Here is a 12,906-nt window from a genome sequence, read left to right as displayed (position 1 = left end):
CCCTCGCGCGCGATCCCGGCAAGAAGGCTTGGCAAACATACGCGGGGGAATATCCGAATGAGCGACACCGACGAAGGCCGTGGCGGCGTCACCCGAGTGGAGGCATTCTCCGACGGCGTGATCGCGATCATCATCACGATCATGGTGCTCGAGATGAAGGCACCCGAGGAACACGGCCTTTCGCACCTCTGGTCGCTCTGGCCGGTCTTCACTGCCTATGTGCTCAGCTACGCCTATGTCGCGATCTACTGGGTGAACCACCACCGCATGTTCGCCCATGCCACGCGCATCACCAACGCGCTGCTCTGGTCGAACATCGCGCTGCTCTTCACCCTGTCGCTGGTGCCCTTCGCCACCGCCTATCTCGGCGAGCAGCATTTCAGCCACGATGCCGCGTTCGTCTATATGTGCGTAATGATGCTGCCGAGCTTCGCTTATGTGTGGCTCCAGTCGGTCATCCGCCGCACCGGCCGCCAGGATGCAGCCGCCCAGGCCTATCACCACCAGACCCTGCGCAAGGGCATGGTCGCCGCGGCGATCTATGCCAGCGGCATCGCCCTCACCTTCGTCTCCCCCTGGGCAGGCCTGGCCTGCGCGGCGCTGGTCGCAGTGCTGTGGTTCCTGCCGAGGAGCCCGATCGACGCGCTGTTCGGGGAGTGAGGGCCGCGCCGCGCTTTTCCCCGGCGAAGGCCGGGGCCCAGACTTGAATTCCAGGGCCTGGCAATGAGGTCGTACAGATCAACCCAATCCGGGTTCATGGTCTCGATCTCACGCAGCTTCCAAAGCCGCTTCCACCCCTTCATTTGTCTCTCGCGAAGTCGGGCCGTCTCAAGGCTTTCAAAGGCCTGATACCAAACCAATAGCTTGCAACCATATTTCTTGGTGAAGCCCTCGACGACGCCATTTCGATGTTCCCAAGCCCGCTTGGCGAGATCGCTGGTCGCGCCGACGTAAAGCGTGCCATTGCGCCCGCTCGCCATGATGTAGACATAGCCTCTCAGCTCCATGCTCAGATTCCAAGTCTGGGCCCGGCCTTCGCCGGGGAAAAAGCTATGCATTCTCTCTCCAAAGAGAAAAAGGCGCCCCGGTCTCCCGGAGCGCCCCTTTTCCTCGCCCGAAGGCGCAGCCTCAGAACCCGAAGCGCAGCCGCGCGCCATAGAAGCGCGGATAGCCCGGATAGCCGTTATAATTGCCCGTCTGCTCGGGCACCGCGAAGCCGGTGATGAAGTAATAGGTGTTGGTCAGGTTCTCGACGAACACTTCGCCGCGGATCTTGCCGTTGTTCGACTGCAGGCCGATCGCGCCGTTGACCAGCGCATAGCCTTCGTTGCGGATCGCCGTGTGGCCGGTCACCGGATCGGGGTTGCTCGACGGGATGTCGACTTCGCTGTTGTAGCGGAAGTCGAGATGGATCAGCCCCTTGAGCCCGCTCGAAACCTGCGGCTCGAAGGTCACCGCGCCGGTCACCGTGTGCTTGGGCTGGTTGTTGAACTGCTTGCCTTCCTGGCCCTGGAGCGGTGTGCCGGCGAAATTGTTCGAATCGGCGTACTTGGCGTCGATATAGCTGTAGCCAAGCTGGAAGGTCAGGTTCTTCGACGGCCGGATCGTCGATTCGATTTCGACGCCCTTCGAGATGCTCTTGTTGACGTTCTGGACGACGAAATTGTTGCCCGAGAACACCAGCGACTGCAGGCCGTAGAAGTTCATGTAGAAGCCCGCGACGTTCAGCGAGAAGGCGCGGTTCGGGCTCCACTTGGTGCCGATCTCGAAGGCGTCGTTGGTCTCGGCGCCGAAGCGCAGGTCCGAACCCTGCGCGCCGTTGCCGCCGAGCAGCACCGAATCGAAGGTTGCCTGGTCGAGATTGTAGCCGCCCGACTTGTAGCCATGGTCGTAGCTCGCATAGGCAAGCAGCTTGCTCGACACCTTGTAGGCCAGTTTCACGGTGCCGGTGATCTCGTCATCGGTGAAGCTGTCGGTGTAGTTGCCGTTGAACTCGGTGTTCACAGCCGGGTTGCAGCTCAGCAGGTACAGGTTGTTGAAGATGCCGAGCTGGCGCAGCAGGTTGGCATAGGCCGTCGCCGCGGGCTGGCCGGCACGCACCTGGTTGAAGAAGGTGCAGCTGCCGGTGTTGTTGTTGATCGAGGCGTTGAGCGCCTTGCGCTCATGGTTCCAGCGCGCACCCAGCGTCACCGAGAAATTGTCGCTGACATTGATGATGTTGTGGGTGAACAGCGCGATGGCATCGGTCTTCACGCCGAAATTGTCGTTGTTGTTGCCCTGGCCGGCAGTGGCACCTGGCAGCGGCGAGGCGGCCAGTGCGGCGAGGCCGGGGATCGGCGTCGCGGGGAAGCCCGGGATCACGCACAGGCCGGCCGGCGCCGTGCCCGCCTGGGCGCGGAAGCAGCCGACCAGCGGGGCGAGCGTCGCGCCATAGACGGCGTTCAGCGCCGCCAATGAGTTCGGCACTGCGGGGTTGAGGAACACCGCACCCGGCGTAGGCACCGTGGGGCCGAGCGAACCGTAGAACTGCACCGATCCGCCGAACGACGGGCCGGCCAGCGCATTGAAGGTCGCATCGACGAAGCGGTTGGCGTCATTGCCCAGCCGCACCGTGTCGGTCAGGTTGTTCTGCTCGTGCAGGTAGAAGCCGCCGACCAGCCAGTCGAGCGCGCCGTTGAACGCCGATCCCTGGAAGCGCACTTCCTGGGTGAAGTCCTTCAGCTCGGTGCGATAGCCGCTGCGATAGGCGCGATCGATGCCCGAGAAGTCGATGTCCTGGTTACGCAGCGCCCGCCAGTCGCGATAGCCGGTGATCGACGTCATCTTGATGTCGCCCAGGTCCCAGTTGACCTCGCTCGAGAAGCCCCAGTCCTTCACCTTCTCGCCATAGTCGCGATTGGGCGAAAAGGCCTGGATGCGGTCGCTCGGCGCGCCGGTATAGATGCCCGTGCGGCCCGATGCGGCGGCAAGGCCGTTGATCACGTTGGAAATGGCGCCACGCACGGTCGAGACGGTGCCGCAGCACTGCTCGTCGGTTTCGTAATAGTCGCCGATCAGGCGGAAGGTCACGTCACCGGCGTCGATCAGCGCCTGGCCGCGCACGTTCCAGCGGTCGATATCGTTGATGCGGCGGTCGCTGTTCGCATCCTTCATGAAGCCGTCGCGCTTCCGGTAGCTGCCGTCCAGGCGCAGGGCGATCTGCTCGCTGACAGGCCCGGTGATCCCGCCCTTTATGCCATACGCGTTGTAGTTGCCGTAGGTGCCCTCGACATAACCCTGCGTCTCGAACTGCGGCGCCGCGGTGTAGATGCTCAGCGCGCCGGCCGAGGTGTTGCGGCCGAACAGCGTGCCCTGCGGGCCGCGCAGCACTTCGACGCGCTCCAGTTCGGGAAGCTCGGAGATGGCGACGCCGGCACGGGCGCGGAACACGCCGTCGATGAACACGCCGACCGCGGGCTCGAAGCCGGGATTGTCGCCGCCGGTCGTGATGCCGCGGATATAGATGGTGGTGCCGGTCGCCGAGGACTGGCCGGTCGAGCTCTGCACCGAGGGGGCGAGCTGTTCGAGGTCGCGGATATTGTCCACGCCGGCGTTCTTGAGCTCTTCGGCACCGATGGCGGTGATCGCGATCGGCACGTCCTGCACCGTCTCGTTACGGCGGGTCGCGGTGACGACGATCTCGTTGGCGGACTGATATTCCTGGCTGTCATCGGCAGGTGCCGGCGCCGGGTTGGTCTGCTGGGCGAAGGCAGGCGTCGCAAGGAACAGCGTGACCGCGGTTGCCGCGAGCAGGTCGAACTTCTTCATCGGGTGGATCCCCTCCTCTGGGCGCCGACGCCGGCTTGTACCGGTCGCGGCGTTGCTTTTATCGCCAGCGAAACTAACGCTGCATTTTTCAGCCCGTCAACGGGGATAAGGGGCGGAACTCCGCAGTTTCCGGCCGTTTTTCCCGGGTAGATACAATAGAGTCACACCCGGCTTCTGCCAGAATCGCAGTTGCCGTAGCGTAAAGCCCGGAATGGCCAAGGAAGAGACGAAAATGGTGCATCACCACGACGACCCCGAAGACGGCGATATCGTCGCGTCGCCGCCCAAGATTCCGGTGCCCGAAAATGTCGCCGATGCGATCCGCACGCTGATCCGCTGGGCCGGCGACGATCCCGAGCGCGAGGGGCTGCTCGACACGCCCCAACGCGTCGCCCGCGCCTGGAAGGAATATTGCCAGGGCTATGCCGAGGATCCCGCGCATCACCTGAACCGGGTGTTCGAGGAGGTCGGCGGCTATGACAATATCGTGCTGCTCAACGGCATTCCGTTCCAGTCGCATTGCGAGCACCACATGGCGCCGATCACCGGCAAGGCGTCGATCGCCTATCTGCCCAGGGACCGCGTCGTCGGCATCTCCAAGCTCGCCCGCGTGCTCCACGGCTTTGCCAGCCGGCTCCAGGTGCAGGAGCGGCTGACCGCGCAGGTCGCCGATTGCATCTGGGAGCGGCTCCAGCCCGAGGGTGTCGCCGTGGTGATCGAGGCGACGCATGGCTGCATGACCGCGCGCGGCGTGCGCACCCCCGGCGTCGGCATGGTCACCAGCCGCATGCTGGGCGTGTTCCGCGAGGACGAGCGCAGCCGCCAGGAAGTGCTCAAGCTAATGGGCTATTGATGCGAATATTGGTGACGGGCGGCGCAAGACGCATCGGCGCGGCGATCGCCCGCCGCCTCGCGCTACGCGGCCACCAGGTGGCGATCCATCACCACCACGCGCCCGACGAAGCCGAGGGCCTGCGCGCGCAGATCGCGGCGGAGGGCGGCACTGCCTGCGTGGTGACCGGCGAACTGGCCGAGGCGGCCACCGCGCCTGCGCTGATCGAAGCCGCCCGCGAAGGTCTTGGCGGCCCGATCCAGGGCCTGGTCAACAATGCCTCGCAATTCGCCTGGGACGCCCTGCCCCTCACCGACTTCGCGTTGCTCGACCAGCATATGCGGGTCAATTGCGGCGCCCCCATCGCCCTTGCCTCGGCGCTGGCGGCACAGGAGGACCTGGACCAGGGCGCGGTGGTCAATCTGCTCGACCAGAAGCTCGCCAACCTGAACCCGGATTTCCTCACTTACACGCTGAGCAAAGCCGCGCTCGCCACCGCGACCGAGCTGCTCGCCCGCGCGCTGGCCCCGCGCATTCGGGTCAACGCCGTCTCCCCCGGCCTCACCCTCCCCAGCCTCGACCAGAGCGCCGGGGAGTTCGCCGAGCATGCCCGCCAGAACCTGCTCCAGCGCCCGGTCGCGCTGACGGACATCGCCGCGACGGTCGAGCATCTGCTCACCACCCAGAGCATCACCGGGCAGAACATCTTCGTCGATTGCGGCCAGCGCTTCCTGCCACGCGACGGCGATGTGATGTTCGAAGGCCGGGAGCGCCCGCGTGGCTGAGTACACCATCCTGCTCGACGGGCTCGAAGTCGCGATGGGCCTGGGCATCCACCCCGAGGAACGCGCCGCGCCCCAACGCGTGACGCTCCACGTCGCGATGACCTGCCGCTATACCGCGCCGCCCGAGGACCGGATCGACGCCGTGGTCGATTACGACTTCCTGCGAACCGGCATCCGCAAGCTGGTGGAATCGCGCCATTTCGAGCTGCAGGAAACGCTCTGCGACCAAGTTGCCGCACTGGCTTTCGAGGACGCACGGGTGGTCAAGGTAACCGTCCGCTCGATGAAGCTCGACATCTATCCCGACGCCCGCATCGGCTGCGAGATCGTCCGGACGCGCTAGGCAGCGGCGGCCCGCGGCGGGGCCTGCACCACCGGCATCATGTCCCAGGCATGGAAGGTGGCGACGCGGTTCCGACCGTCACCCTTGGCGCGGTACAGCGCGACATCGGCGCGGATCAGCGCCTCCGCCGGCGACTCTCCCGCGGCATAGTCCGCCACGCCGAAGCTGGCGCTCAGCCGGTGGTCGGGCGCCAGCGCCGGGTGGCTGCTGCCATGGAAATGCATGCGCAGCACCTCGGCCAGTCCGGCGGAGTCGATGGCGCTGTTGCCGGGCAGGAACACCGCGAATTCCTCGCCGCCCAGCCGCCCGACCCGGAAGCCGGTTCCGGCCAGGATATCGGCGAGCAACCGGATCACCTCGTCGCCGACATGATGGCCATAGCGGTCGTTGATCCGCTTGAAATGGTCGATATCGCAGTAGATCACTGCGCCGCCGCGCAGCGGCTCGGCCCGCACCGCCTGCTCGAAGGCCTGGCGGTTGAGCACCCCGGTCAGATGATCGCGCTCGGAGCGCATGCGGTAGTCGGCGATCACCTCGGCAATGATCCTGGCGATCAGCAGGAAGACGCAGGGCGGCGTGAGCAGCGCCGAGGCGAGCAATAGGCTCCGCTCGAACCCCGTCGTCATGATCCCGGGATAATCGACGCCGAACCCGAACAATGCGGGATAGAGTGGAATGCGCAGCACGAAGAGCCCGGCGAGCACCGCCAGGCAGCCGATAAGCGCGTGGTCGACCACGCCCCTCGGCCGCCGCCGCAGATGCGCGATCCCGTCGCCCAGCGCCAGCGCGCAAGCCAGCTGGAACGGCGCGGTCATGATCACGAACGGCGCGCCGAGCACGAGCAGCGCCAGCGCGCAGGCCACCAGGGCGATGGTGGTGCCGATGATCCGCCAATGCTGCTTGCCGCCGGCAGAGATGCGCACCGCCTGGCTGAAGCAGAGATAGGCCGGAGGCACGAGCAGGGTCGCCGCGAGCAACTCGGCCTCGCCATGCCGCGCGAGCGACAGGACGAGCATCTCGGTGGTGCCGCACAGCAAGGCTGCGACGATCCACGACAGCGCCGATTCATTGCGCATCCCGATCCGGATCGCGCCCACGAGCAACGCCAGCGTCGCGAAGACGCATGCATGCACTGCTGTCAGGCTGATGAGCACTCGACCTACCCCCGAAGTCGCCATACTCGCCTCCAAGGGGTTAATTTCACCCTTACCGCGTGCGGATTCCCCCGCACGGCGCTTGCCGCTGGACGCCGCGCGGAAGCGCGATATCTAGGTCGGCCAACAAAGGAGAGTTGCAATGGCGGACCCACTGACCGGCCTCGAGCTGCGGTCGACGGTATCGAGCGGCGGCCAGCTCATGCTCGCGCTGGAGCCGGTGACCTTGTCCGCCCCCGGCCCCGACGAAATCATCGTCCGGGTCGAGGCATCGCCGATCAACCCGTCCGATCTCGGCCTGCTGCTCGGCCCCGCCGACCTGGCGACTCTCGCCGCCGGCGGCACCGCCGATCGCCCGACCTTGACCGCCGACATCCCCGCGGCCCGGATGGGCGCGATGAAGCCGCGGCTCGATCAGTCGATGGCGGTCGGCAACGAAGGCGCCGGCACCGTCGTGCAGGCCGGCGCGAACGTCGCCGCGCTGCTCGGCAAGAAGGTCGGCATGCTCGGCGGGTCGATGTACGCCCAGTATCGCAAGCTCAATGCCCGCGACTGCATCCCGCTGCCCGAAGGCGCCACCGCCGCCGATGGCGCCTCGATGTTCGTCAATCCGCTGACTGCCCTGTCGATGGTCGAGACGCTGCGGATGGAGGGGCACAAGGCGCTGGTCCACACCGCAGCCGCCTCCAACCTCGGCCAGATGCTCAACCGCGTCTGCATCGCCGACGGCGTACCCCTGGTGAACATCGTGCGCAGCGAGGCCCAGGCCGCGATCCTGCGCGAGATCGGCGCCAAGTACATCGTCGACAGCAGCGCACCCGATTTCCGCGAGGCGCTGACCGATGCGATCGCCGAGACCGGCGCCACCCTCGCCTTCGACGCGATCGGTGGCGGGAAGATCGTCAACACGATCCTCCACGCGATGGAAGCGGCCGCCAACCGCACCGCCACCGCGTACAGCCGCTACGGCTCCTCGACCTGGAAGCAGGTCTATGTCTACGGCATGCTCGACACGTCGCCGATGGAGCTCGACCGCGGCTATGGCCTGGCCTGGGGCGTCAGCGGCTTCCTGGTCACGCCATTCCTGATGAAGCTCGGCATGGAAGGCACGCTGCGCCTGCGCGCCCGCGTCGCCGCCGAGCTTACCACGACATTCGCCAGCAGCTACACCGCGACGATCTCGCTCGCCGAAGCGCTCGATCCCATGGTGGTCGCTGCCTATGCGAAGCGCGCGACCGGCGAGAAATACCTGATCGACCCGAGCCGCTAAGCGCCGGCCGCGCGTGACCGGTTGCGGGATCGCGCGGCCAAGGGAATAAGGCGGCGGGGCCAGCTTCGGGGGAATGAATGCGGATCATCGGTTTTGCCTCGTCGCTTGCGGCGTCGCTCCTGGCGCCCTCGGCACATGCCGCCTGGCTCGAGGCCCGCACCGATCATTTCGTCCTGACCATCGATGCCAGCGAAGACGATGCGCGCGCCTTCGCCCTCCGGCTCGAGCGGTTCGATCATGCACTTCAGCTCCTCTACGGCGTCACCGACACACCCGATCGGCACGCGCGGCCGCTTCAGGTCTATGCCTTGTCGCCCGATCTGTTCGCCCGGACCTGCCGCTGCGGCAACGTCGTCGCCTATTACAGTCCCCGGGCGGCCGGATCGTTCATCCTCACCCAATATGTGCCCAAGGTAGACCAGAAGGCACTGGTCGGCGGGTGGAGCACGCAGATGCTACTGCGCCACGAGTACGGCCACCATTTCATGTACTCGAATTTCCCGATCGCCTATCCGTTCTGGTATTCGGAAGGCTTCGCCGAATTCAACGCCAATGCCTCGTTTGAGGAGGATGGCTCGCTGATCATCGGCTATCCGGCCAATTACCGTGCCGAAGGGCTGCGCAACGGCAGCGTCGGGATGAAGCAGCTCTTCGAGCCCGAAACCTATGGCTATCCCGACGATATCGACCGCCTCTATGGCCGCGGCTGGCTGCTCACCAGCTATCTGATGCTGACCCCGCAGCGCAGCGGCCAGCTCGCCACCTATCTCGCCGCCATGAACAAGGGCACGCGCAGCTATGCCGCCGCGCAGAAGGCGTTCGGCGACATGAACAAGCTCGAAGACGAGCTGGAGGCCTATCGCAAGGGCACACTCGCACCGCCGCTGCGCATGCCGCCGCCCAAGGCGTCGCTAAACGTCACCCTCACCAGATACTCGCCCGGCCAGGCGGAAATGCTTCCCGTCTATCTTCTCTTCAAGGACGGCATCGCCAAGAACTACCGGCTGGGCCAGGCGATGAGCGCGGCCAGGATCGCCGGCCGCTATCCCGACGATCCCGTCGTCCAGGCCGAGCTGGCGGAGATCGAGCAGCTCGCCGATCGCCTCGATCGTGCCGATGCCGCGGCCGATCGCGCGCTGGCGCTTCAGCCGGCCATGATCGATGCACTGGTGCGCAAGGGCCAGGTCGCGGCTCAGCGCGCGATAGAGGCCAAGCCCGCCGACCCCAAGCTATGGGGCGCGGCGCGCGCCTGGTATCTCAAGGCCAATCGCGCCGCCCCCAATGCCGTGATGCCGCTCTACCTCTATTATGCGAGCTTCGTCGCGGCGAAGGAGAAGCCCAGCGCCGGCGCGATCAATGCCCTGATGCGCGCCGTGGTGCTCGCGCCGGAAACCCGCGACGTCCGCTATGCGGCGGCACGCCAGAAGCTGCTGGAGCGTGACGCCGTCACTGCCCGGGACTTGCTCCAGCCGATCGCCTTCACGCCGCACCGCCGCCGCGACCGCAACATCCCGCGGGAAGTCATCGCCCTGATCGACACGGGCAACATCGACGGCGCGATCGCGCTGATCACCCGCGACGAGGACAAGGACGACGATTGAGAATGCCCAGGCGCGGTCCGCCGCGCCCGGCACTCAGGCCCGGTTGGCCGCGCTCAGCACCGCGCGCACCGAAGCGGTCGCGATGTCCGCATCGATGCCCACGCCGAACACGGTGCGCCCGTCGGGGGTACGGCATTCGACATAGGCGGCGGCCTGCGCATCGGCGCCGTGGCCGATCGCATGCTCGCTGTAATCGACCACGTCGAGGCTCGGCCCGGTCGTGCCGGCAAGCGCATCGATCACGCCCGAGATCAGGCCGTTTCCGCGCCCGGAGATCGAGCGCGTCTCGCCGTCCACTGCGATCCGGCCCACGAAAAGCCGCTGCCCGGCGCTGCCGGTCTCCTCGTAATCGACCAGCGCGAACCGGTCCTTGTCGCCCGGCAGGTAGGTCTGCTCGAACCGGCCCCAGATGTCCGCGGCATTGAGTTCGCGGCTGGTTTCGTCAGCCAGCGCCTGGACGTGGCGCGAGAAGTCTGCCTGCATCCGCTTGGGCAGCTTGAGGCCCTTGTCCTGCTCGAGCACCCAGGCGACACCGCCCTTGCCCGACTGCGAGTTCACCCGGATCACCGCCTCGTAATCGCGGCCGAGATCCTTGGGATCGATCGGCAGGTACGGTACGTCCCACATCTCGTCGTTGCGCGCTTCCTGCGCCGCAAAGCCCTTCTTGATCGCGTCCTGGTGGCTGCCCGAGAAGGCGGTGAAAACCAGCTCGCCGGCATAGGGATGGCGCGGATGGACGGGGAGCTGGTTGCAATATTCGACCGTCTGGATGACTTCGTCGATGTTCGAGAAATCCAGCCCCGGATCAACGCCTTGCGTGTACATGTTGAGCGCCAGCGTGACGAGGTCGACATTGCCGGTCCGCTCGCCATTGCCGAACAGGCAGCCTTCGACACGGTCTGCGCCGGCCAGCAGGCCGAGCTCGGACGCAGCGACGCCGGTGCCGCGGTCGTTATGCGTGTGGAGGCTGATCACCACCGTGTCGCGGCTGCGGATGTTGCGGCAGAACCATTCGATCTGGTCGGCATAGATATTGGGCGTCGCGGCCTCCACCGTCGCCGGCAGGTTGAGGATCAGCGGGCGCTCCGTGGTCGGGCGCAGGATATCCATCACCGCCTCGCAGACCTCGACCGAGAAATCGAGCTCGGCAGTCGAAAACGTCTCGGGGCTATACTCGAAATGCCAGTCGGTATCGGGCTGCTTGGCGGCCTCGTCGCGCAACACCTTGGCGCCGGCCACCGCGATCGCTTTGATCTCCTCCCGGCTCATCCCGAACACGATCCGGCGCCAGGCGGGCGACACCGCATTGTAGAGATGGACGATCGCCGTCTTCGCGCCCTTGAGGCTCTGGAAGCTGGTCTCGATCAGGTCCTGGCGCGACTGGGTGAGCACTTGGACGATCACGTCGTCGGGGATCCTGTCGTTCTGGACGAGGCCCGAGATGAAGTCGAACTCGGTGGCGCCGGCGCTCGGGAAGCCGACTTCGATCTCCTTCACGCCCACCTTGCAGAGCAGCTCGAAGAAGCGCGTCTTCTTCTCGGCGTCCATCGGATCGATCAGCGCCTGGTTGCCGTCGCGCATGTCGGTCGATAGCCAGCGCGGCGCCTTGGTGATCGTGCGGCTCGGCCATTGGCGGCCGGGCAGGTTCACCTGGGGGAAGGGACGGTATTTGGAACTCGGATCGCGCAACATGACAGCTCTCTCTCGGCTGGAGACTTGGTTTTGAACGTGTGAGATGCCCTTAGGGGCGTGCGCGTGCGCGTCCGGCCCCTAAGGGCGGATAAGTCGCAGACCAAGAAGCGCGTGGTTCGTCATGTTGGCGCGGACCATGGCCAAGCCGGCCGATTTTGTCCACCTTCCGTAGATGCTTTTTCTTAAATCTTTGACCCTAGGCGAATTTTCGCGAGGGGGTTCGGAGATCGATCGATGTTGCAACTAGTCTATGTGAGCACCGCGCGCGCGAATGACGCCGATTGCGCCGCAATCCTGGCGGCGTCGCGCGCGAACAACGACCGCGACGGCATCACCGGCCTGCTCTACTCGGACGGCAAGCGCTTCCTGCAGGCGCTCGAAGGCCCCGAGGACCGCGTCGAGGCCGCCCTGGCGCGGATCGAGGCCGATCCCCGCCACCGCGCGATCGTGCTGCTCTCGCGCCGCACCATCGATCAACGCGATTTCGGCGACTGGGCGATGGCGCACCGCTTGCCGGGCGCCGATGCCGACACGTTCATTGCGCGTGTCGCGCAGCTGGTCGCCCAGGCCTCGCCGGATGTGCGTGCCACGTTCGAGGGTTTTGCCGAGGCGCGCCGCGCGGCCTGACCCGCCTCAGTTCGCGTTGTCGGGTGCCGCAGCGGCGCTATTCGTGTCCGCCTCGGCCGTCGGGTTCGGGGTCGGCGTGATCTCTTCGGCCGGCGTCTCGGTCGCCTTGGGACTGGGCGTGGCGACGATCTCGGCCATGGGCGGCGGGTCGGAATAGTTGGTGCCGGTCGTCCCGCCACCCCCGCAGCCGGCCAGAATCAGCAACCCACCGAGCACCAGAACGCGCATCCCGCTCTCCCCAATTTCCGTCTTTCGCCGTGATAGCATGGCCTTTTCCGCTCTCCTACCGGCGGTTTAACCCCACTTATCCCCAAAATGTCGCTCTAAGAGCCCGTCTCGGCGCATCTGCTCTCTAGACAGACGCGTTTTGGCACGATCAAAGGGTTGTCAGGTGAGGAGTAACGTCCTCATCACGGTACATCGTAGGCGCGGAAAGCGGCTGAGGGTTCGCACAAGCCGCTAGCGTCCACGAAGGCATAGCCCGTCCAGGGGCAGGAACAGGAGAAGAATTATGGCCGAGACCAAAGCACGCGGCGGTATCGCCAAGCCGGTGACCCCTTCGCCCGAGCTGGCCAAGATCACGGGCACCGATCCGCTGCCGCGCAGCGAGATCGTTTCGAAGATGTGGGACTACATCAAGAAGAACAATCTCCAGAACCCGGAGAACAAGCGCGAGATCCTCGCCGACGCGACGCTCAAGCCGATCTTCGGCGCCGACAAGGTGACGATGTTCGAGATGAACAAGCACATCGCGAAGCACGTCAAGTAAGCCGGCTCGGGGCTTCCAGCCCCGCC

The 12,906-nt window shown here is 65.8% G+C and carries 12 protein-coding genes and 1 pseudogene; 8 read left to right on the top strand and 5 right to left on the bottom strand.

Annotated elements, in window-relative coordinates; translation table 11 throughout:
• Positions 1-57: 57 nt before the first annotated feature.
• A complete protein-coding gene (locus AC1RPL_RS19825; RefSeq protein ID WP_493071865.1) occupies positions 58-660 on the top strand; it encodes a TMEM175 family protein in 603 nt (200 codons plus the stop codon).
• 68 nt (positions 661-728) lie between these two features.
• Here the strand turns inward: AC1RPL_RS19825 and AC1RPL_RS19820 are convergent.
• Both AC1RPL_RS19820 and AC1RPL_RS19815 read right to left on the bottom strand, forming a co-directional pair.
• Positions 729-1,007 (bottom strand): annotated as a pseudogene (locus AC1RPL_RS19820) (GIY-YIG nuclease family protein); the annotation flags it as partial.
• 121 nt (positions 1,008-1,128) lie between these two features.
• The gene (locus tag AC1RPL_RS19815) at positions 1,129-3,807 is read right to left on the bottom strand and encodes a TonB-dependent receptor (RefSeq protein WP_493071863.1); all 2,679 of its coding nucleotides are present in this window, start codon (positions 3,805-3,807) and stop codon (positions 1,129-1,131) included.
• A 232-nt stretch (positions 3,808-4,039) separates the two neighbouring features.
• Here AC1RPL_RS19815 and folE point away from each other — a divergent pair, with 232 nt between their 5' ends.
• Genes folE through AC1RPL_RS19800 form a run of 3 tightly spaced genes read left to right on the top strand, consistent with a single transcriptional unit; the run spans position 4,040 to position 5,767 of the window.
• Positions 4,040-4,660 (top strand): GTP cyclohydrolase I FolE, encoded by a 621-nt coding sequence (folE, locus tag AC1RPL_RS19810; protein WP_493071862.1) that lies wholly within the window; start codon positions 4,040-4,042, stop codon positions 4,658-4,660.
• Positions 4,660-5,424: an SDR family oxidoreductase gene (locus AC1RPL_RS19805; RefSeq protein WP_493071861.1), complete on the top strand. Its 765-nt coding sequence runs from the start codon at positions 4,660-4,662 to the stop codon at positions 5,422-5,424. The genes folE and AC1RPL_RS19805 overlap by 1 nt, the downstream gene beginning before the upstream one ends.
• Positions 5,417-5,767, top strand: a complete 351-nt coding sequence (locus AC1RPL_RS19800) for a dihydroneopterin aldolase (protein WP_493071859.1) — start codon at positions 5,417-5,419, stop codon at positions 5,765-5,767. The genes AC1RPL_RS19805 and AC1RPL_RS19800 overlap by 8 nt, the downstream gene beginning before the upstream one ends.
• On the opposite strand, the gene AC1RPL_RS19795 is transcribed toward AC1RPL_RS19800, so the two are convergent.
• Positions 5,764-6,921 (bottom strand): GGDEF domain-containing protein, encoded by a 1,158-nt coding sequence (locus tag AC1RPL_RS19795; protein WP_493071858.1) that lies wholly within the window; start codon positions 6,919-6,921, stop codon positions 5,764-5,766. The two genes, AC1RPL_RS19800 and AC1RPL_RS19795, sit on opposite strands and share 4 nt — an antisense overlap.
• Before the next feature lie 142 nt (positions 6,922-7,063).
• Here AC1RPL_RS19795 and AC1RPL_RS19790 point away from each other — a divergent pair, with 142 nt between their 5' ends.
• Together AC1RPL_RS19790 and AC1RPL_RS19785 are read left to right on the top strand one after the other, a co-directional pair.
• Positions 7,064-8,191 carry a zinc-binding dehydrogenase gene (locus AC1RPL_RS19790; protein WP_493071857.1) on the top strand — a complete coding sequence of 376 codons (1,128 nt, stop codon included), beginning with the start codon at positions 7,064-7,066 and terminating at the stop codon, positions 8,189-8,191.
• Positions 8,192-8,268: 77 nt separating this feature from the next.
• Positions 8,269-9,792 carry a hypothetical protein gene (locus tag AC1RPL_RS19785; RefSeq protein WP_493071856.1) on the top strand — a complete coding sequence of 508 codons (1,524 nt, stop codon included), beginning with the start codon at positions 8,269-8,271 and terminating at the stop codon, positions 9,790-9,792.
• 33 nt (positions 9,793-9,825) lie between these two features.
• Here the strand turns inward: AC1RPL_RS19785 and leuA are convergent, their stop codons facing one another.
• The gene (leuA, locus tag AC1RPL_RS19780; protein WP_493071854.1) at positions 9,826-11,484 is read right to left on the bottom strand and encodes a 2-isopropylmalate synthase; all 1,659 of its coding nucleotides are present in this window, start codon (positions 11,482-11,484) and stop codon (positions 9,826-9,828) included.
• Between the two features lie 234 nt (positions 11,485-11,718).
• On the opposite strand from leuA, the gene AC1RPL_RS19775 reads away from it, so the two are divergent.
• Positions 11,719-12,111, top strand: a complete 393-nt coding sequence (locus AC1RPL_RS19775; RefSeq protein WP_493071853.1) for a BLUF domain-containing protein — start codon at positions 11,719-11,721, stop codon at positions 12,109-12,111.
• 6 nt (positions 12,112-12,117) lie between these two features.
• Here AC1RPL_RS19775 and AC1RPL_RS19770 read toward each other — a convergent pair whose 3' ends face one another.
• On the bottom strand, positions 12,118-12,339 hold the full coding sequence (locus AC1RPL_RS19770) for a hypothetical protein (RefSeq protein WP_493071852.1): 222 nt from the start codon (positions 12,337-12,339) through the stop codon (positions 12,118-12,120).
• A 283-nt stretch (positions 12,340-12,622) separates the two neighbouring features.
• On the opposite strand from AC1RPL_RS19770, the gene AC1RPL_RS19765 reads away from it, so the two are divergent.
• Positions 12,623-12,880 (top strand): SWIB/MDM2 domain-containing protein, encoded by a 258-nt coding sequence (locus AC1RPL_RS19765; RefSeq protein WP_493071850.1) that lies wholly within the window; start codon positions 12,623-12,625, stop codon positions 12,878-12,880.
• Positions 12,881-12,906: the final 26 nt, after the last annotated feature.

The organism is Sphingomonas sp. GW821-FHT12D09 (assembly GCF_058807215.1).
This window is presented reverse-complemented; position numbering and strand designations above follow the sequence as displayed.